The 18,397-nt window shown below is 65.8% G+C and carries 17 protein-coding genes; 12 read left to right on the top strand and 5 right to left on the bottom strand.

Annotated features, from left to right (window positions below; genetic code table 11):
* The first annotated feature begins 1 nt into the window (after nt 1).
* Nucleotides 2-724: an rRNA pseudouridine synthase gene (locus N7640_RS20825; RefSeq protein WP_279905377.1), complete on the top strand. Its 723-nt coding sequence runs from the start codon at nt 2-4 to the stop codon at nt 722-724.
* A gap of 13 nt (nt 725-737) precedes the next feature.
* Here the strand turns inward: N7640_RS20825 and N7640_RS20830 are convergent, their stop codons facing one another.
* Nucleotides 738-2,354 (bottom strand): ATP-binding protein, encoded by a 1,617-nt coding sequence (locus N7640_RS20830; protein WP_279905378.1) that lies wholly within the window; start codon nt 2,352-2,354, stop codon nt 738-740.
* On the bottom strand, nt 2,351-3,076 hold the full coding sequence (locus N7640_RS20835) for a winged helix-turn-helix domain-containing protein (RefSeq protein WP_279905379.1): 726 nt from the start codon (nt 3,074-3,076) through the stop codon (nt 2,351-2,353). Before N7640_RS20835 ends, N7640_RS20830 begins: the two co-directional genes overlap by 4 nt.
* Nucleotides 3,077-3,739: 663 nt before the next feature.
* Here N7640_RS20835 and N7640_RS20840 point away from each other — a divergent pair.
* The 3 genes from N7640_RS20840 (at nt 3,740) to N7640_RS20850 (ending at nt 8,965) form a co-directional block, all read left to right on the top strand.
* Entirely contained in the window at nt 3,740-6,619 is a 2,880-nt protein-coding gene (locus tag N7640_RS20840; RefSeq protein ID WP_279905380.1) for a ribonucleoside-diphosphate reductase subunit alpha, read from the top strand.
* A 399-nt stretch (nt 6,620-7,018) separates the two neighbouring features.
* The gene (locus N7640_RS20845; protein ID WP_279905381.1) at nt 7,019-8,266 is read left to right on the top strand and encodes a ribonucleotide-diphosphate reductase subunit beta; all 1,248 of its coding nucleotides are present in this window, start codon (nt 7,019-7,021) and stop codon (nt 8,264-8,266) included.
* A 120-nt stretch (nt 8,267-8,386) separates the two neighbouring features.
* A complete protein-coding gene (locus tag N7640_RS20850) occupies nt 8,387-8,965 on the top strand; it encodes a hypothetical protein (protein ID WP_279905382.1) in 579 nt (192 codons plus the stop codon).
* Between the two features lie 1,119 nt (nt 8,966-10,084).
* On the opposite strand, the gene N7640_RS20855 is transcribed toward N7640_RS20850, so the two are convergent.
* Nucleotides 10,085-10,276: a CsbD family protein gene (locus N7640_RS20855; protein WP_279905383.1), complete on the bottom strand. Its 192-nt coding sequence runs from the start codon at nt 10,274-10,276 to the stop codon at nt 10,085-10,087.
* A gap of 145 nt (nt 10,277-10,421) precedes the next feature.
* A complete protein-coding gene (locus N7640_RS20860) occupies nt 10,422-11,321 on the bottom strand; it encodes a LysR substrate-binding domain-containing protein (protein WP_279905384.1) in 900 nt (299 codons plus the stop codon).
* A 120-nt stretch (nt 11,322-11,441) separates the two neighbouring features.
* Between N7640_RS20860 and N7640_RS20865 the strand changes: the two genes are divergently transcribed.
* From N7640_RS20865 to N7640_RS20895, 7 genes are all read left to right on the top strand, one after another.
* Nucleotides 11,442-12,143, top strand: a complete 702-nt coding sequence (locus N7640_RS20865) for an NAD(P)H-dependent oxidoreductase (protein ID WP_279905385.1) — start codon at nt 11,442-11,444, stop codon at nt 12,141-12,143.
* 312 nt (nt 12,144-12,455) lie between these two features.
* Entirely contained in the window at nt 12,456-12,758 is a 303-nt protein-coding gene (locus N7640_RS20870) for a hypothetical protein (RefSeq protein ID WP_279905386.1), read from the top strand.
* 39 nt (nt 12,759-12,797) lie between these two features.
* Entirely contained in the window at nt 12,798-13,316 is a 519-nt protein-coding gene (locus N7640_RS20875) for a hypothetical protein (RefSeq protein WP_279905387.1), read from the top strand.
* Nucleotides 13,317-13,409: 93 nt separating this feature from the next.
* The gene (locus N7640_RS20880; RefSeq protein ID WP_279905389.1) at nt 13,410-14,105 is read left to right on the top strand and encodes a GNAT family N-acetyltransferase; all 696 of its coding nucleotides are present in this window, start codon (nt 13,410-13,412) and stop codon (nt 14,103-14,105) included.
* A gap of 172 nt (nt 14,106-14,277) precedes the next feature.
* Entirely contained in the window at nt 14,278-14,754 is a 477-nt protein-coding gene (eco, locus tag N7640_RS20885; protein ID WP_220813569.1) for a serine protease inhibitor ecotin, read from the top strand.
* A gap of 84 nt (nt 14,755-14,838) precedes the next feature.
* The gene (locus tag N7640_RS20890) at nt 14,839-15,237 is read left to right on the top strand and encodes a hypothetical protein (RefSeq protein ID WP_279905390.1); all 399 of its coding nucleotides are present in this window, start codon (nt 14,839-14,841) and stop codon (nt 15,235-15,237) included.
* Nucleotides 15,238-15,370: 133 nt separating this feature from the next.
* A complete protein-coding gene (locus N7640_RS20895; protein WP_279905391.1) occupies nt 15,371-17,386 on the top strand; it encodes a U32 family peptidase in 2,016 nt (671 codons plus the stop codon).
* Here the strand turns inward: N7640_RS20895 and N7640_RS20900 are convergent.
* A complete protein-coding gene (locus N7640_RS20900; RefSeq protein WP_279905392.1) occupies nt 17,374-17,853 on the bottom strand; it encodes a DUF2938 domain-containing protein in 480 nt (159 codons plus the stop codon). The two genes, N7640_RS20895 and N7640_RS20900, sit on opposite strands and share 13 nt — an antisense overlap.
* Before the next feature lie 74 nt (nt 17,854-17,927).
* Here N7640_RS20900 and N7640_RS20905 point away from each other — a divergent pair, with 74 nt between their 5' ends.
* Nucleotides 17,928-18,386, top strand: a complete 459-nt coding sequence (locus N7640_RS20905; protein ID WP_220813573.1) for a helix-turn-helix domain-containing protein — start codon at nt 17,928-17,930, stop codon at nt 18,384-18,386.
* The last annotated feature ends 11 nt before the right edge of the window (nt 18,387-18,397 follow it).

The following is an 18,397-nucleotide window of genomic DNA, read 5'->3' on the forward strand; positions in this document are numbered from 1 at the left end:
CATGAACGAAGCCGAACGCCTGTCCAAACGTCTGATCCAGCAGACCTCCTGCTCGCGGCGCGAGGCCGAGCTGTACATCGAGGGAGGCTGGGTCACGGTGGACGGCCAGGTAGTCGAGGAACCGCAGCACCCGGTGCGCGACGAGCGCATCGAACTGCTGCCCGGCGCCAGGGCCGAGACCCAGCCACCGGTCACCCTGCTGCTGCACAAACCGGTCGGCGTCGGCTGCGGCCTGGGCGCCAATTCCGCCCAGCAGCTGCTGAATCACGCCCACCGCTGGGCCGAGGACGCCAGCGGCATCCGCCCGCTGAACCGCCACCTGCGCCGCCTGGAACTGCTCACCCCGCTGGAGACCGACGCCAGCGGCCTGCTGGTGTTCAGTCAGAGCCACGCGGTGGTGCGCCTGTTCAAGGAAAAGGGCGCGACGCTGGAGCAGGAATACCTGGTCGAGGTCGCCGGCACGCTGGACGAGAAGGGCCTCAAGCGCCTGGCCTTCGGCCTCAGCTACAAGGGCGTGACGCTGCCGCCGTGCAAGGTCAGCTGGCAGAGCGAGACCCGCCTGCGCTTCGCCATCAAGGCAGTGCAGCCGGGCCAGCTGCGCGCCATGTGCGAGAGCGTCGGCCTGCAGGTGCTGGGCGTCCGCCGCCTGCGCTTCGGCCGCACCGGGCTGGCCAAGCTGCCGGTCGGGCAGTGGCGCTATCTCGGCCCGAACGAGAAGTTCTGAGAACTGAGCCCCCTCAGACCGCCTCGCCCCTCTCCTGCCGGCGCGGCCAGACCAGGCTGAACTGGGCGCCGCCCAGGCTGGTGCTGCGCCCCACATGGGCACGCCCGGCGTGCCAATAGATGATCCGGCGCACGATGGACAGCCCCAGGCCATGCCCGCCGGAGGCGCGGGTGCGGCTGTCGTCCAGGCGCAGGAAGGGGGTGAAGATGTGCTCCCAGGCCTCCTCGGGCACGCCGGGGCCGTCGTCCTCCACGTCCACCCGGCAGCGCTCCAGGTCGATGCTGTAGCTCAGGCGCACCCGCGACTCGGCGTGGCGCATGGCGTTGCTCACCAGGTTCTGCAGGGCGCGATGCAGGTAGCGCGGCTCGGCCTCGACCAGGGCGCCGCTCTCCGGCGAGTCGCGGCAGCGACCGCGGTCGACGCGGATGTTGGCGCGCAGCGGCGCCAGCTCGCCGATCACCTGGTCGAGCAGCTCGCCCAGGTCCACGGTCTGGTAGTTCAGCTCCGGCGAGCCCTGCTCCAGGCGGGCGTAGACCAGCATTTCGTCGACCAGCTTGTCCAGCTCCTGGATGTCGCCGTCCATGCCTTCCATGTACTTGCGCCGCGCCTCGTCGCTGTCGGCGTCGCCGATCATCTCCAGGCCGAAGCGCAGGCGCGCCACCGGCGTGCGCAGCTCGTGGGACACGGCGCGGACCATCTCGCGCTGCACACTGAGCAGGCGCTGCAGCTGCGCCGCCATGGCGTTGAAGGTCGAGGCCAGGCGGCCCACCGAGTCGGCGCCCTGGGTCGGCGCGCGGGCATCCAGGCGGCCGCTGGCCAGGTGCGCGGCGGCGTTCTCCAGCGCCTGCAGGCGGCGCTCCAGGCGGCGCACCAGCAGATAGAGGATGAAGCCGGTGAGGGTCAGGCCGAGCGCGCCGATCAGCACCAGCAGCTCGGTGGGATAGGGATTCATCTGGTAGATCGGGCCGACCTCCAGCACCCAGGGCGTGCCGACCATGCCGGCGATCACCCGGATCGAATCGCCGCCCTTGCCCAGCGCCAGCACCGTGTCGCCCTCGTCCACCCGGCGCTGCTGGTCCTCGTCCAGGTCGACCTTCTCCAGGGTCGCCAGGCGCAGGTCGAAGCCGAACTGCTTTTCTTCCTTCAACGCCGCCAGGCGCCTGGGCTGCTCGACGATGGGCGAGCGCACCAGCTCGTCCATCAGCAGGTAGACGGTGGCGCGGGCCAGCTGCTCGCTGATCTGCTCCACCTCGGTGCTCAGCACCAGCCGCTCCTCGGCGCTGACCAGCGCGTAGACCCGCGCCGCGTGCGGGCCGGTCTGCTCGACCAGCACCTGGCCGCGCAGCAGGCGGCCACGGGCGCGGCCGTCCAGCGGCTCGGCGGAGAGGTCCTGCAGCTCCAGGGACACGCCGATCAGGCGGCTCCAGGTGGCCAGGGCGCGGCGCCGATCCAGCTCCGCCATCGGCGCCAGGTTGTCCGCCATCAGGCGGAAGGTGCCGCGCGCCAGCTGCTCGCGGTACTGGTCGCTGCGCACCTCGTTGGTCAGCTGCAGGGCGCCCACGCCGAGCAGCGCCACCAGCACCAGGGACGCGATGATGCCGCCGTAGATGCGCAGGAAGATGGTGTTCATTGCAGCGCGGCGGCGGCCTCGGCGACGAACAGGTAACCCTTGCTGCGCACCGTCTTGATCAGGCGCGGGTGCATCGGGTCGTCGCCGATCTTCGGGCGGATGCGCGAGATGCGCACGTCGATGGAGCGGTCCTGGCCGTCGTACTCGATGCCGCGCAGGGCGGTGAAGATTTCCTCGCGGGAGAGGATGCGCCCGGCGTTGGCCACCAGCAGCCAGAGCAGGTCGAACTCGGCGCTGGTCAGCTCGATGCCCTCGCCGCGCAGCCAGGCCTCGCGCATCGCGCTGTCGATCACCAGCGGGCCGAACTCCAGGCGCCGCAAGCTCTCCGCCGCCGGCGCCTCGGCCACGCCCTCGCTGCGCCGCAGCAGGGCGCGGATGCGCGCCAGCAGCACGCGCGGGCGTACCGGCTTGCACACGTAGTCGTCGGCGCCCATCTCCAGGCCGAGCACCTCGTCCATGTCGTCGGTGCGTGCGGTGAGCATCAGGATCGGGCCGGCGAACTGGCCACGCACCTTGCGGCAGATGGACAGGCCATCCTCGCCCGGCAGCATCAGGTCGAGCACCACCAGGTCCGGCTGCTCCTTGAGGATGCGCGCGGCGGCGCGGGCACCGTCGGACTCGATCGCCACCCGCAGGCCGTTGCCCTGCAGGTACTCCTGGGTCAGCTCCGCCAACCGCTGGTCGTCCTCGACGATGAGGATCTGCCAGGCCTCTTGCTCCACGACTTCTCTCCAGCGGGCACCATGAAAGTGGCGGCATTGTAGCAACCGGAACCGGTTAGCACAGCGCATGCCAGAAACACTAGATGTTGTGTTAGGGTGCTCGGCGATCCAAGCCACGTCACAGCCTGAAAAAACCATCCCGAGGGACGACGAACGGCAAGAGCCAGTGTTCTCGCGGCCTACCGCGCGTCGGCCCGAAACGACCCACAATTCACCCACAAGTTATCCACAGAAACGCCTCCCGCCCTTCCCTTGCAAAGCCCCCCATAGCGCATTATCTTGTATCCCCATCGCGCCTCACCCCAACATATAGTGGGTCACCCGAGGCCAGGGACACTAAGAAGAAAGAATGCAGAGGGGCCCGATCCACGCGCTGCCGTTAGCATTTCCACTCAGCGCCAACGCCGCGGCTGAGCACGGCACGGACCGCGTAGCACATCCCCCTGCATTCACCGAACGACCGCGAAGTCGCGCAACGTCGATCACTACAGATTGTGGTCACGCCGGCGGCTTCACCCAGGTCGGCAGCCAGGACGGCGGCGCGTCATCCTGCACTGCCCATGTTTCTCGATGTCTGGCCGGAATGCCGGACGTCGCGACGTTTTCAATGGAATGAACACAAGACACCCCCGGTGTCCAAACCAATTAGAAGCGGAGAACCTCATGCACACCGACACAACTCGCGAGAACCCGCAGGCCGTGGCGCCGCAGGCAGCCGAATCCAGTCAGGATCTGGCCGCCACCGCCCCGGGCCAGCTGCGCGTGATCAAGCGCAACGGTACCGTCGTGCCCTACACCGACGACAAGATCACCGTGGCCATCACCAAGGCGTTCCTCGCAGTTGAAGGCGGCAACGCCGCCGCCTCGTCGCGCATCCATGAGACCGTGGCGCGCCTGACCGAACAGGTCACCGCTACCTTCAAGCGCCGCATGCCGTCCGGCGGCACCATCCATATCGAGGAAATCCAGGACCAGGTCGAACTGGCCCTGATGCGCGCCGGCGAGCAGAAGGTCGCCCGCGACTACGTGATCTACCGCGAGGCCCAGGCCGCCAAGCGCAAGGCCGGTTCCGCCGAAGTCGCCCAGCCGCACCCGAGCATCCGCGTCACCAAGGCCGACGGCAGCGTGCAGCCGCTGGACATGGGCCGCCTGCAGACCATCATCCGCGAGGCCTGCGAAGGCCTGGCCGAAGTCGACGGCTCGCTGATCGAAGCCGAGACCCTGAAGAACCTGTACGACGGCGTGGCCGAGAAGGACGTCAACACCGCCCTGGTGATGACCGCCCGCACCCTGGTCGAGCGCGAGCCGAACTACTCCTACGTCACCGCCCGCCTGCTGATGGACAACATCCGCGCCGAAGGCCTGGGCTTCCTCGGCATCGCCGCCAGCGCCACCCACCACGAGATGGCCGAGCTGTACGCCAAGGCCCTGCCGGCGTACGTGGAAAAAGGCTCCGAGTTCGAGCTGATCGATGCCAAGCTGAAAACCTACGACCTGGAGAAACTGGGCCGCGCCATCGATCACGAGCGCGACCAGCAGTTCACCTACCTGGGCCTGCAGACCCTGTACGACCGCTACTTCATCCACAAGGACGGCGTGCGCTTCGAACTGCCGCAGATCTTCTTCATGCGCGTGGCCATGGGCCTGGCCATCGAGGAGCCGCAGAAGGAAGAGCGCGCCATCGAGTTCTACAACCTGATCTCCAGCTTCGACTACATGGCGTCGACCCCGACCCTGTTCAACGCCGGCACCCTGCGCCCGCAGCTGTCCTCGTGCTACCTGACCACCGTGCCGGACGACCTGTCGGGCATCTACCAGGCCATCCACGACAACGCCATGCTGAGCAAATTCGCCGGCGGCCTGGGCAACGACTGGACCCCGGTGCGCGCGCTGGGCTCCTACATCAAGGGCACCAACGGCAAGAGCCAGGGCGTGGTGCCGTTCCTGAAAGTGGTCAACGACACCGCCGTGGCCGTGAACCAGGGCGGCAAGCGCAAGGGCGCCGTGTGCGCCTACCTGGAAACCTGGCACCTGGACATCGAGGAATTCCTCGAGCTGCGCAAGAACACCGGTGACGACCGCCGCCGCACCCACGACATGAACACCGCGAACTGGATTCCCGACCTGTTCATGAAGCGCGTGTTCGACGACGGCCAGTGGACCCTGTTCTCCCCGTCCGAAGTGCCGGACCTGCACGACCTCACCGGCAAGGCCTTCGAAGAGCGCTACGAGTACTACGAAGCCCTGACCGGCTACGGCAAGATCAAGGTGTTCAAGACCATCGCCGCCAAGGACCTGTGGCGCAAGATGCTGTCCATGCTGTTCGAGACCGGCCACCCGTGGCTGACCTTCAAGGACCCGTGCAACCTGCGCAGCCCGCAGCAGCACGTGGGCGTGGTGCACAGCTCCAACCTGTGCACCGAGATCACCCTGAACACCAACAAGGACGAGATCGCCGTCTGCAACCTGGGTTCGATCAACCTGGTCAACCACATCGTCGACGGCAAGCTCGACGTCGAGAAGCTCGGCCGCACCGTGAAGACCGCCGTGCGCATGCTCGATAACGTCATCGACATCAACTACTACTCGGTGCCGCAGGCGCGCAACTCCAACCTCAAGCACCGTCCGGTCGGCCTCGGCCTGATGGGCTTCCAGGACGCCCTGTACCTGCAACACATCGCCTACGGCTCGGACGCGGCCATCGAGTTCGCCGACAAGTCCATGGAAGCGATCAGCTACTACGCGATCCAGGCCTCCTGCGACCTGGCCGAAGAGCGCGGCAGCTACTCCACCTTCGAAGGCTCGCTGTGGTCCAAAGGCATCCTGCCGCTGGACTCCCAGCAGATCCTGATCGAAGCCCGTGGCCAGAAGTACATCGACGTCGACCTGTCCGAGAGCCTGGACTGGGCGCCGGTGCGCGAGCGCGTCAAGAAAGGCATCCGCAACTCCAACATCATGGCCATCGCGCCGACCGCGACCATCTCCAACATCATCGGCGTGTCGCAGTCGATCGAGCCGACCTACCAGAACCTGTACGTGAAATCGAACCTCTCCGGCGAATTCACCGTGATCAACCCCTACTTGGTGCGCGACCTGAAGAACCGCGGCCTGTGGGACCCGGTCATGGTCAACGACCTGAAGTACTACGACGGCTCCGTGCAGCAGATCGAACGCATCCCGCAGGACCTCAAGGACCTGTACGCCACCGCCTTCGAAGTGGAAACCAAGTGGATCGTCGACGCCGCCAGCCGCCGCCAGAAGTGGATCGACCAGGCCCAGTCGCTGAACCTGTACATCGCCGGCGCCTCGGGCAAGAAGCTCGACGTGACCTATCGCATGGCCTGGTTCCGTGGCCTGAAGACCACCTACTACCTCCGTGCCCTGGCCGCCACCAGCACCGAGAAATCCACCATCAACACCGGCAAGCTGAACGCCGTGTCCAGTGGTGCGATCGACGAGGGCAACTTCGCCGCGTCGGCCGGCCCAGCTCCTGTACCGCAGGCGTGCAGCATCGACAACCCCGACTGCGAAGCCTGCCAATAAAGGAAGTCGCGCGCATCTGAGCGGCGCCCGCGTCGTTGCCCGGCAGGTCCGCCCCCATCACGTGCACCAGCACGCTCAGGGGCTCGGACCAGCCAGGCGCCTAGCGCTCACTCGCTCAGCTTCGCGCTCGCACCGAGTTGCCAAAGATAAAAGCCACCGGCAACTCGGACAGCTTGTTTCCCCTCTCCCCCCGGGAGAGGGGCCAGGGGGTGAGGGACCCCAGGCCCAGCCGAATCCCCCAGCGAACACTCCCCTCGCCCGCCACACGGGCCTGGGCGCCGCCAATCGGGCGGCACGGTTAGACCCTTGCGTGCAGACCGCAACGGAACACAATCAGAATTACTGAACATTCATACAGGCCGCGCAGAAACCCGGCCCGATACCAAGCAGGAGACCACCATGCTCAGCTGGGACGAATTCGACAAGGAAGACGGCGCTGAAGCCGCCGCCGCCAAGACCGCCGCACCCGTCATGGGCGCCGCCATCGACAAACTGGACGACGACGCCGCCGGCTCCGTCGAGGACGCCCGCGCCGTTTCCGCCGACGACTCCGACGCCGTCGCCCGCGCCAAGAAGGCCCTCGACGACCTGGACATCCAGGAAGGCCTGGACGACCTGGAAGGCTCCGCCGCCCGCGTACAGGTCGGCGACAAGCAGATGATCAACGCCCGCGCCGACCTCAACCAGCTCGTACCCTTCAAGTACGACTGGGCCTGGCAGAAGTATCTGGATGGCTGCGCCAACCACTGGATGCCGCAGGAAGTGAACATGAACGCCGACATCGCTCTGTGGAAGAGCAAGGACGGCCTCAGCGAAGACGAGCGCCGCATCGTCAAGCGCAACCTCGGCTTCTTCTCCACCGCCGACAGCCTGGTCGCCAACAACCTGGTGCTGGCCGTGTACCGCCTGATCACCAACCCCGAGTGCCGCCAGTACATCCTGCGCCAGGCTTTCGAGGAAGCGATCCACACCCACGCCTACCAGTACTGCATCGAATCGCTGGGCATGGACGAAGGCGAGATCTTCAACATGTACCACGAGATCCCCAGCGTGGCGAAGAAGGCCTCCTGGGGCCTGAAATACACCCGCTCGATCTCCGACCCCGAGTTCAAGACCGGCACCCCGGAGACCGACCGCCAGTTCCTGCGCAACCTGATCGCCTACTACTGCGTGCTGGAAGGCATCTTCTTCTACTGCGGCTTCACCCAGATCCTCTCCATGGGCCGCCGCAACAAGATGACCGGCACCGCCGAGCAGTTCCAGTACATCCTGCGCGACGAGTCCATGCACCTGAACTTCGGCATCGACGTGATCAACCAGATCAAGATCGAGAACCCGCATCTGTGGGACGCCCAGATGAAGGACGAAGCGACCCAGATGATCCTGCAGGGCACCCAGCTGGAGATCGAATACGCGCGTGACACCATGCCGCGCGGCGTACTGGGCATGAACGCGGCCATGATGGAGGACTACCTCAAGTTCATCGCCAACCGTCGCCTGACCCAGATCGGTCTGAAAGAGGAATACCCGGGCACCACTAACCCGTTCCCGTGGATGAGCGAGATCATGGACCTGAAGAAGGAGAAGAACTTCTTCGAGACGCGGGTGATTGAGTATCAGACGGGTGGGGCGTTGAGCTGGGATTGATTCCTGGGTCTAGACTGTTAGGACAGATTAGAAGCGCTTTACCTGAGTACGGATGTTCGGGGTAGCGAGAGAAACAAAAAGCCCCGTCTAGAGCGGGGCTTTTTTCATTCAGAGGCTTTCATGAAGTCCAAGATTAAAAAGATACTCAGCCTAATCTTCTCTCTGCTAGTTATAGCCGCGACCCTCTGGGGAACCTATTCGTTAGCAAAGTACATATGGCGCCAAATATCAAATCTAGACTCCACTTTAAGTACCGGCATAATTGCTGCCTCAACGACAGTAATCGTATCAGTTCTATCCATACTAGTATCAAAACATCTAGAAACCAAAACCATAATAAACAACACTCTCCGAGAGAGAAAAACACCCACTTACGAAAATATAATAAACTTTATTTTCAAAATAACTTTTGCCGAAAAACTTGGCGAGAAGCAGCCATCTGAAAAGGAGATGATTAAATTTTTCACAGACACGACTAGAGACCTAGTTGTATGGGGATCAAATGATATGATACTGGCTTTCTCTAAGTTCCGAGAGGGTGCCATTGCAAATGAAAAAGGCAACTCAAGCTCCAATATTCTATTTATCGTAGAAGACCTTATGCTTGCCATCCGAAAAGACCTCGGACACTCGTCCAGCTCTATAAAAAGAGGTGACATCCTGAGACTCTATATAAACGACGTAGATAACTACCTCTGATAAAAATGATGCAGGTCCCTTTCCGCTAAGCGAGACAAACCCCTCAGTCCAACTGAATCATCTTTTTTCGCCCTTACGGCGAGTCACTTTCTCTTGCGTGCCCAAGAGAAAGTAACCAAAGAGAAGGGCACCCCGACATCCGGGTCTGGCCTGCGGCCAGACTTCCCTCCCTCCGGTGCCACTCCGGGGGCACGGCATACACGGGCCATCCATGGCCCTTTAAGCCTCTCGCCGCATCCATGCGGCTGGTCCCCCTGCGCGACACCTCCACTCGGCCTCCTGACGGGGACTCGGGCTCCGAGTTGCCTGAAAGTTTTGGCGGAATTTAATGAAAGCAACGCTTTCATTCGGGATCGGGTCCACACCTTTTCCCGGATTGCATCCGGGCTACCAGTAGGAGCGAGCTTTGCTCGCGAAGCTCTTTGCGGGCCTGGTTCGCGAGCAGGCTCGCTCCTGCAAAACCAAGCAGATTGATGGTTCCGCGTAGGGTGCGCTGTGCGCACCGATGGCTCGGAGGATGGTGCGCACGGCGCACTCTACATCGTCCCCGAAGCCATCCAAGTCAACTGCTTTACCCGGACTATCAGGCAACACCAAACGCCCCTTCAGGCGGGTGAGCGGAATCGTTGTGTGAGGGGCCGGCCGGGGAGGTTTGAGCGGCATGGATGCCGCGAGAGGCGCGATGGCCGGGGCCGCCTAGGTGGGGCCGCCTAGGTAGGGATGGCCCTTCGCGGCGACCCCTGGAGCGGCGATAGAGCGAACGAAACGCAGCGCAGTAACAGCCGCAGGCTGGCCCGAAGGGCGAGCGCAGCGAGTCACCCGGAGCAAAGCGTAGGGCCGGATGGCGGGGCAAGCGTTTTGGGTTACTTTTTTCCCGACCGGGCAGGCGCGGCTGGAAAAAGTGACCCGCTCAGCAGGGCGGAACCACTGCCTCACCCGACCAGAAAATAAGCAGCGGCACGAAAACAGAATCGGCCCCGGATGCGCCGCCAGCTAGCCTGACCAGCCCCATCCGGGACACAACAGCCGTTCTGCATCGAACAAGCCCAAAGACGCCTGATCGTTCACATCCTTGCGGGGAATAGAACGCTCCAGCGCCCGCCTGCCAGCAACTTGCTATCAGGCCTTGTCGACGCCCTTCTTGATCGCGTCCTTCACGTCGCCCTTGAGCTGCTGGGCTTTGCCCTTCACCTGCTGAGCATCCCCTTCTCCCTCAAGACGAGGATTATCGGTAGCCTTGCCGACACCCTCTTTGACTTTACCGATGGCTTCGTTGACGTTGCCTTTGATCTTGTCTGTCGTGCTGCTCATGTGACACCTCATTTCCGATGGGTTACGGAGAATGGAGCCCGTTTGGCCTTAATCGTTTCGTATTTCTTTTGCTCGCCCTCCCGCTTCGCGGGGCGATTGGAGGGGACGGCAAGGAAGAGCAGCCGTCCTGCGCGGCCAGCCTGGCCTACAGCGTGCAAAGCCCACCCGGTACCGCCATCACCCAATCCCTCACCGCCTGAATGGTCGGATCACTCCTCCGGCTCTCCGGATACACCAGAAAGAACGGCTTGCCCTCCACTTCCGGCCCGAATGGCTGCACCAGCCGCCCTTCCCTCAGCTCATCCTCGATCAGTTGCCGGCTCATCAGCGCCACGCCCTGCGCGCCGATGGCCGCCGACACGGCGTGGGTCTCGTCGGAGAACACCAGCCCGGCACTGACATCCAGCCCCGGCACCCGGGCCTGTTTCTGCCACAGCGCCCAGTCCAGGGGCGAGGAAATGGCGGCCTGGTTGCGGAAGTGGATCAGCGGGTGGTTGGGCAGCTCGGCCGCGTCGCGCAGGCCGAGCAGCGGGCTGCAGGCCGGGATGAAGGTGTTGTCGAACAGCTTCTCGGCCACCAGCCCCGGCCAGCGGCCGTCGCCGTAGCGGATGGCGATGTCCGCGGTGACGCCATCGAGCGCGACCGGCTCGTGCGAGGCGTGGATGCGCAGGTCGATCTGCGGGTGCGAGTCGCGCAGCAGGCACACCCAGGACAGCAACCAGCGCACCGCCACGGCGGGTGTGGTGCTGAGGGTGATGGCCTGGCGGCAGGGCACCGCGCTGAGCCGCTCGACCGTCGCGCCGATGCTGTCGAACGCGCTCTCCAGCACCTGCTGCAGCTCGCGGCCCTGGGCGGTCAGTTCGAGTTGGCGCGGCTTGCGCAGGAACAGCGCGACACCGAGGGATTCCTCCAGCGCACGAATCTGGTGGCTGACCGCCGTGGCGGTCACCGAGAGTTCTTCCGCGGCCCGCTTGGCGCTCTCGTGGCGAGCGGCCGCCTCGAAGGCCCGCAGGGCCGAGAGCGAAGGTAACCAGCGTCGCGTCATGGCTGAATTTTCCTCAGTCGTACCCGAAAATAATGATCGTTTGTCGCCCAACAGGGCTGGACCTAGCCTGAGTCTGCTGCGATTCACAGATGAGTTCAACTTCAAGCAGGAGACTTCCCCATGCCGCACATTCTGCACCTCGACGCCAGCGCCCGCCCCGGCCTTGCCGGCAAGGACCTGCACGGCTCCCACAGCCGCAACCTCAGCCAGCGCTTCGTCGGCCAGTGGCTGGCCCGCCGCGCGCAGGACACCGTCACCTACCGCGACATCGGCCAGAACCCGCCGTCGATCATCGACCACGACTGGATCGCCTCCTCCTTCACGCCGGAACCGCAGCGCGAGCCGTGGATGCGGCAGACCCTGGCGGAGAGCGACCGACTGGTCGACGAGCTGATCGCGGCGGATGTGCTGGTGATCGGCACGCCGCTGTACAACTTCGGCATGCCGGCCGCGCTCAAGGCCTGGGTCGACCAAGTGGTGCGCCCTGGCAGGACGGTGGACGTGGACGAGAGCAACCGGCTCGACCCTTATGTGCCGAAGCTGGCCGACCGGCCTCGGCATGTGGTAATCCTCACCGCCCGGGGCGGCATCGGCTTCGACGCCGGCGGCGAGATGGCCCACATGAACCACCTGGAGCCGAACCTGATCACCGCCCTCGGCTTCATCGGCATCACCCGGGTGCATCAGGTCGCCATCGAAGGCCAGGAGGTGGGCGGCGAGCTGCTGGCCGCATCGGTGGCGCGGGGCCTGGACAGGGTCGATGCGCTGGTGGCGGAGCTGCAGCGGGCGCTGCAGGCGGAGCGCCTTCCCGAGCCCGCCTGAATGGCCGGCAACCCGCACCGCCCGGTCCATCGCCAGCCAGCAGCCTTATCGGCTGCTCCGACATGAAGCACGGCAGCGGGACCAAGCCATCGTTTTGGCTATGTCCCCATTAGTTGTTGCACACCTTGTGGGAGCGGATTTATCCGCGAACTTCGCGGCCAATCGGAATGCCGCCCAGCCGCTCCCACAAGAGCAGGATTGCGCCACCAACACGTAAGGGGGACATAGCCATCGTTTTGCGCGACAAGTCACCCAGCCTGACAAGCGCATGCCCTACCCTGGCCACAAACCACTTCGAAGCAGCCGCCCACGATGAGCGATAGCAGCCACCTGATCCTCTTCCTCGCCACCCAGTTCCTGCTGCCATTCGGCCTGGGCCACCTGTATTGCAGGAGCCAGGGAATACCCAGCAACTCCTGGCAGTCCGGGGGTATCCACCTCGTCGCCCTGTCAGTCGCGATGCTGTTGTTCAGCGGCCTGTTCGGCCTGCCGGCCCCTGTGAAGAACGTCGGCTTCGTAAGCGACCGCCCCATGGGCCTGACCTGTGGCGCCATCGGTATCGCCGGAGGCATGCTGATGGGCTTTCTCGCCCGGCGTTTCGAGAGCCGCAGCTGACGGCACCCCGCTCACCCATCCGAAGAAAGCCCACCCCACATGGAAGCTCGCCTACTGCCCCTGCCGGAGTTCGGCAACGTCCACTTCTACAGGGTCATCACCCTGCTCTTTCTGTTGCTCATCGCCGGCATGACGCTGGCGGGCATGGCCAGGGGCGAAGTCGCGCCACTCTCTCCCCTCCCGCTTGTCGTGCTGGCCATGGTCGGCCGCTTCAGCGTGGAGTGGCTGAGGGTCGCCAGGAGCCAGCCGGCGTTCATCCATGGCGACGAACTGGTGCTGTGCGGCGCGGAGGGCGACCGCCGGGTGGCGCTGTCGACGATCAGCTCGACCAGTTCCAGGTACAGCCTCTTCATGGTGCGGCGCTACCGCTCCTGGTCGGAGCATGTAGCCTTCGTGCAGTTCACCCTGAACAGCGGCGAGCGCCTCCACACGCTCGCCGAGAGCGCCTTCTTCGAATGTCCACCCGCCAAGAGCACCGTACAGGCCGTGGAGGCGGAGGTTCTCTCGGCCAAGATGAGGGACATCGCCAAGCGACAGGTCGGTGGCGGCAGCCATTAGCAGCGGCTGCGTGATGAAAACGCCGCGGCGCCTGGGCGATACAATGCCGCTCATTTCGACGCCAAGCTGGCCTGCCCCGGAGCCATCCCCCCGATGTTCACCCTTGCCCACCTGACCACCCCGCCGCCCGAGGCCCTGAACAGCCAGGTGCTGCAGATGGTGGTCGACTACTTCAGCGACCTCAGCCCCGCGCCGCTGACGCCCAGCAACCCGCTCTACCCGCTGTACCAGTACGTCATCGGCTTCGAGGTGCATCTGTACCTGCAGGCCATGGGCGGCGAGGAAGGCAGCGGCGCCCGGCTGATCCTCGCCCTCGACGACGAGGACCCGGCCCGGGTGCTCGGCTTCGCCCTCTACCTGCCCAGCGCGGACGATGCGGACGCCTGCACCCTGGCCTACCTGGCCGTGCTCGCCAGCCACCGCCGCCGCGGCATCGCCCGCGCTCTGCTGCAGCGGATGCTGCTGCTCCACCCGCATGCCGCGCTGGCCTGCGTGGCGGGCCGGGTGCCGACCTTCGAGGCCCTGGGTTTCCAGGTGCTGGCCGCGCGCGGACCGCAGGTGTTGATGAACACCCGTGACCACGCCTCGGACGGCTGGGTGGCGGTGCAGGACCTGGCGCCGATCTTCCAGTCCAAGGAGGTCCGGCAGATCCACACCTACCTGCTCAAGCAGCACGGCCAGCGGGCCATGAGCGACGCGGAGAAGCAGCGCGACCGTCTGCTCGACCAGCTCGCCCGGCAGGCCAAGGCGCTGGTCGGCGAACGCCTCGCCACGCGGCGCCTGCACTAGCGTTCCGACCACAACAACACGCGGCCATCCACTAGACTTCCAGCGCGCCTGCGGCGTTTCGCCACCCCAGCCCGGGGAACTCCTCCCGCCCTCCCTGGGTCTGTGCTAGCCCGCCGATCCGGCGCCCATCCCCAACGGACGGCCCACAAGGCCCACTCAGCAAGGATTCTTCATGACCTCTCGCACACTCCCCCTCGTCACCCTCGCCTGCGCCCTGCCCCTGGCCGCCTGCGCCGCCACGCCCGAGGCGCTCAAGCCCTACCCGGTCGCGCCCGAGGGCCTGACCCGCCACGTGATCGACCTGCCGGCCCAGGCCGACGAGGCCGACCGCCGGGTGGAACTGATCGCCGGCAAGACCCTGGAAGTGGACTGCAACCACCACAGCCTGGGCGGCCAGTGGCAGGAAAAGACCGTCGAGGGCTGGGGCTACAACTACTACGAGCTGGGCCAGGTCGGCCCGGCCCGCAGCACCCTGATGGCCTGCCCGGACAACAGCCGCCGGCAGGCCTTCGTCCCGGTCGGCGGCGAGCCCCTGCTGGTGCGCTACAACAGCAAGCTGCCGCTGGTGATCTACGCCCCCGCCGACGTGGAAGTGCGCTACCGCATCTGGTCCGCCGCGGAGCACAGCAGCGCCGCGCCGAAGCAGTAAACGGCCGGCGCAGGCACCCTGCGGTTGCCTGGGGCTTCGGACTTCGCCGAAACTCCAGGCCTGCCCCACCGACAAGGAAGCCCCATGCGCCTGATCGCCCGCCACACCAAGCTCATCATGCTCGTCACCGGCGCCCTCACCTGCACCATGTTCTACAACGTGGTCGCCCCGCAGGCGGCGCTGCAGTCGATGTTCGGCGCCACCCTGGCCGACGGCGCGCTGGGCGAGATCATCACCCGCAGCTGGGGCGCGCTGATCACCCTGGTCGGCGCCATGCTGATCTACGGCGCCTTCAATACCGCGGTACGGCCGCTGGTGCTGGTGGTCGCCGGCGTGAGCAAGCTGCTGTTCGTCGTCCTGCTGGTGCTGCTCGGTGGCGAGTTCCTGCCCAAGACCCTCACGCCGATCATCATCGACAGCCTCGCCGTGCTGCTCTACATCCTCTGCCTGCCCCAGGCACGGCGCGAAGCGACGGCCCGCTGAGCCCGGCGTGGCAGCCACCGCCTGCCACCCACGCCGCCTCACCGCCGACCGCTAGGCACCTCGGGGTGCCACCCTCCCCCTCGCCCGCTACAATGCGCGCCTTGCCGTGCCACGCCTATAAAGAAGAAACACCATGTCCCTGCCCAAGAACCATCTGGAACTGCTCAGCCCTGCCCGCGACGTGGGCATCGCCCGCGAGGCCATCCTGCATGGGGCCGACGCCGTGTACATCGGCGGGCCGAGCTTCGGCGCGCGGCACAACGCCTGCAACGAGGTCAGCGATATCGCCGAGCTGGTGAAGTTCGCCCGCCGCTACCACGCGCGGGTGTTCACCACCCTCAACACCATCTTCCACGACGACGAGCTGGAGCAGGTGCGCACGCTGATCCACCAGCTCTACGACGCCGGCGTCGACGCGCTGATCGTGCAGGACATGGGCGTGATGGAGCTGGACATCCCGCCGATCGAGCTGCATGCCAGCACCCAGACCGACATCCGCACCCTGGACCGGGCCAGGTTCCTCGACCAGGCCGGCTTCTCCCAGCTGGTGCTGGCGCGCGAGCTGAACCTGCAGGAAATCCGCGCCATCGCCGATGCCACAGACGCGGCCATCGAGTTCTTCATCCACGGCGCGCTGTGCGTGGCCTTCTCCGGCCAGTGCAACATCTCCCACGCCCAGACCGGGCGCAGCGCCAACCGTGGCGACTGCTCCCAGGCCTGCCGCCTGCCCTACACCCTCAAGGACGACCAGGGCCGCGTGGTGGCCTTCGAGAAGCACCTGCTGTCGATGAAGGACAACAACCAGAGCGCCAACCTACGCGCCCTGGTCGAGGCCGGTGTGCGCTCGTTCAAGATCGAGGGGCGCTACAAGGACATGGGCTACGTGAAGAACATCACCGCCCATTACCGCAAGGAACTCGACGCGATTCTCGAAGACCGCCCGGACCTGGCCCGCGCCTCCAGCGGCCGCACCGCGCACTTCTTCCTGCCCGACCCGGACAAGACCTTCCACCGCGGCAGCACCGACTACTTCGTCACCGAGCGCAAGGTGGACATCGGCGCCTTCGACTCGCCGACCTTCACCGGCCTGGCCGTCGGTAACGTGGAGAAGGTCAACAAGCGCGACCTGATCGCCGTCACCCACGAACCGCTGTCCAATGGCGACGGCCTCAACGTGCTGGTCAAGCGCGAGGTGGTGGGCTTCCGCGCCAACATCGCCGAGCTGAAGAGCGAATTCGAGGAAGACGGCGAGAAGCGCTACCGCTACCGCGTCGAGCCCAACGAGATGCCCGAGGGCCTGTTCCGCCTGCGGCCCAACCACCCGCTGTCGCGCAACCTCGACCACAACTGGCAGCAGGCGCTGCAGAAGACCTCCGCCGAGCGTCGTATCGGCGTGAGCTGGAAGGCCGAATTGCGTGAAGAGAGACTCAAACTGATCGCCACCAGCGAGGAAGGCCTCAGCGCCCAGGCGGAGCTGCCCGGCCCGTTCGGCGTGGCCAACAAGCCGGAGCAGGCGCTTGACGGCCTGCGCGACCTGCTGACCCAGCTCGGCACCACCGAATACCACGCCCTGGACGTGGCGCTGGACGCGCCGCAGGCGTTCTTCGTGCCCAACTCGCAGCTCAAGGCCCTGCGCCGCGAGGCCATCGAGAAGCTCACCGAGGCACGTGTGGCCGCCCACCCGCGCGGCAGCCGCAAGGCCGAGACCAGCCCGCCGCCGGTGTACCCGGAGTCGCACCTGAGCTTCCTGGCCAACGTCTACAACCAGAAGGCCCGCGACTTCTACCACCGCCACGGCGTGCAGCTGATCGATGCGGCCTACGAGGCCCACGAGGAAGAAGGCGAGGTGCCGGTGATGATCACCAAGCACTGCCTGCGCTTCTCCTTCAACCTGTGCCCCAAGCAGGCCAAGGGCGTCACCGGCGTGCGCACCAAGGTCGCGCCGATGCAGCTGATCCACGGCGACGAGGTGCTGACCCTGAAGTTCGACTGCAAGCCGTGCGAGATGCACGTGGTCGGCAAGATGAAGGGCCACATCCTCGACCTGCCGCAGCCGGGCAGCGCCGCGGCCAGCAGGATGGTCGCCAGCATCAGCCCGGAAGACCTGCTCAAGACCATCCGCAACAAGCCGGCCGGCTACAGCCACTGAGCCAGGGCCAGGCCGCTCAGGTACAGGCCCGCGCCGAACACCAGGTGGGTCAGCAGCGCCCGCGAGCGCGCCTGCCAGGGCTTCGGCGTGCGCGACGCGGCCAGGCCCATGCCGAACGCCGGCTGCATCAGCAATAGCGGCGCGGCCACGGTGAGCGCGCCGAACGCCAGCGCCGGACCAGGTGTCGGCCGCTGCAGCCAGTCGCCGCCCACCCACGCCAGGAACAGCCCGGCGAAGGCCAGCCCGGTCAGGTAGTGGAAGGCCCAGCCCAGCGCCCGCTCGCCGCGCACCGGCGGCGCCTTGCCGATCGCCGCGTGGCGGAAACGGCCGTGGCCCATGTGCCCGAGCCAGCGGCCGACCAGCGCGTAGTCCAGCGCCACCACGCCGAACAGACGCCGCCGCGCCAGGGTCCAGGCATCCAGCACCAGCGTCGCGCCGATGCCCAGCATGATCATCTCGACGGTCATAGCCACCTCCTTCTAACCTGTTGGAAAGCCCTTTCGTACAAGGCTGCCCATTCAAGTCGACTTGAGGTCAAGCGATGAAAGAGATGGATATCGGCAAGGTGGCGCGCTGGTCCGGCCTGCCCGCCTCGACCCTGCGCTACTACGAGGAAAAGGGGCTGATCCGCTCCATCGGCCGCAACGGCCTGAGACGGGTGTTCGGCGAATCGGTGATCCAGCGCCTGGCGCTGATCGCGCTGGGCCGCAGCGCCGGCTTCTCGCTGGACGACATCGCCGCGATGCTGGCGACCGAGGGCGGCGCGAACATCGACCGCGAGCAGCTGGCGCACAAGGCCGACGCGCTGGACCAGACTATCCGCCGGCTGTCCGCCATCCGCGACGGCCTGCGCCACGCGGCGGTCTGCCCCGCCAGCGATCACCTGGCGTGCCCGAAATTCCAGCGGCTGATGGACCTGGCCGCCCGCCAGGCGGCGCGCCAGCGGCACACGCCGGTGCCGGAAAAAACGACGCCGACCGGCAGTCGCGGGTCGGCGTAAAAGAGGCGAAG

This window comes from Pseudomonas sp. GD04015 (assembly GCF_029837675.1).
Taxonomy (GTDB): domain Bacteria; phylum Pseudomonadota; class Gammaproteobacteria; order Pseudomonadales; family Pseudomonadaceae; genus Aquipseudomonas; species Aquipseudomonas paralcaligenes.

What these genes read in the sequence shown, in the direction of transcription:
- N7640_RS20900 (WP_279905392.1), bottom strand. Translation starts at nt 17,853, where the DNA reads ATGACCGTCGAGATGATCATGCTGGGCATCGGCGCGACGCTGGTGCTG.
- N7640_RS20870 (WP_279905386.1), top strand. Translation starts at nt 12,456, where the DNA reads ATGAGCGATAGCAGCCACCTGATCCTCTTCCTCGCCACCCAGTTCCTG.
- N7640_RS20880 (WP_279905389.1), top strand. Translation starts at nt 13,410, where the DNA reads ATGTTCACCCTTGCCCACCTGACCACCCCGCCGCCCGAGGCCCTGAAC.
- N7640_RS20865 (WP_279905385.1), top strand. Translation starts at nt 11,442, where the DNA reads ATGCCGCACATTCTGCACCTCGACGCCAGCGCCCGCCCCGGCCTTGCC.
- N7640_RS20855 (WP_279905383.1), bottom strand. Translation starts at nt 10,276, where the DNA reads ATGAGCAGCACGACAGACAAGATCAAAGGCAACGTCAACGAAGCCATC.
- N7640_RS20845 (WP_279905381.1), top strand. Translation starts at nt 7,019, where the DNA reads ATGCTCAGCTGGGACGAATTCGACAAGGAAGACGGCGCTGAAGCCGCC.
- N7640_RS20895 (WP_279905391.1), top strand. Translation starts at nt 15,371, where the DNA reads ATGTCCCTGCCCAAGAACCATCTGGAACTGCTCAGCCCTGCCCGCGAC.
- N7640_RS20860 (WP_279905384.1), bottom strand. Translation starts at nt 11,321, where the DNA reads ATGACGCGACGCTGGTTACCTTCGCTCTCGGCCCTGCGGGCCTTCGAG.
- N7640_RS20875 (WP_279905387.1), top strand. Translation starts at nt 12,798, where the DNA reads ATGGAAGCTCGCCTACTGCCCCTGCCGGAGTTCGGCAACGTCCACTTC.
- eco (WP_220813569.1), top strand. Translation starts at nt 14,278, where the DNA reads ATGACCTCTCGCACACTCCCCCTCGTCACCCTCGCCTGCGCCCTGCCC.
- N7640_RS20825 (WP_279905377.1), top strand. Translation starts at nt 2, where the DNA reads ATGAACGAAGCCGAACGCCTGTCCAAACGTCTGATCCAGCAGACCTCC.
- N7640_RS20905 (WP_220813573.1), top strand. Translation starts at nt 17,928, where the DNA reads ATGAAAGAGATGGATATCGGCAAGGTGGCGCGCTGGTCCGGCCTGCCC.
- N7640_RS20850 (WP_279905382.1), top strand. Translation starts at nt 8,387, where the DNA reads ATGAAGTCCAAGATTAAAAAGATACTCAGCCTAATCTTCTCTCTGCTA.
- N7640_RS20830 (WP_279905378.1), bottom strand. Translation starts at nt 2,354, where the DNA reads ATGAACACCATCTTCCTGCGCATCTACGGCGGCATCATCGCGTCCCTG.
- N7640_RS20890 (WP_279905390.1), top strand. Translation starts at nt 14,839, where the DNA reads ATGCGCCTGATCGCCCGCCACACCAAGCTCATCATGCTCGTCACCGGC.
- N7640_RS20840 (WP_279905380.1), top strand. Translation starts at nt 3,740, where the DNA reads ATGCACACCGACACAACTCGCGAGAACCCGCAGGCCGTGGCGCCGCAG.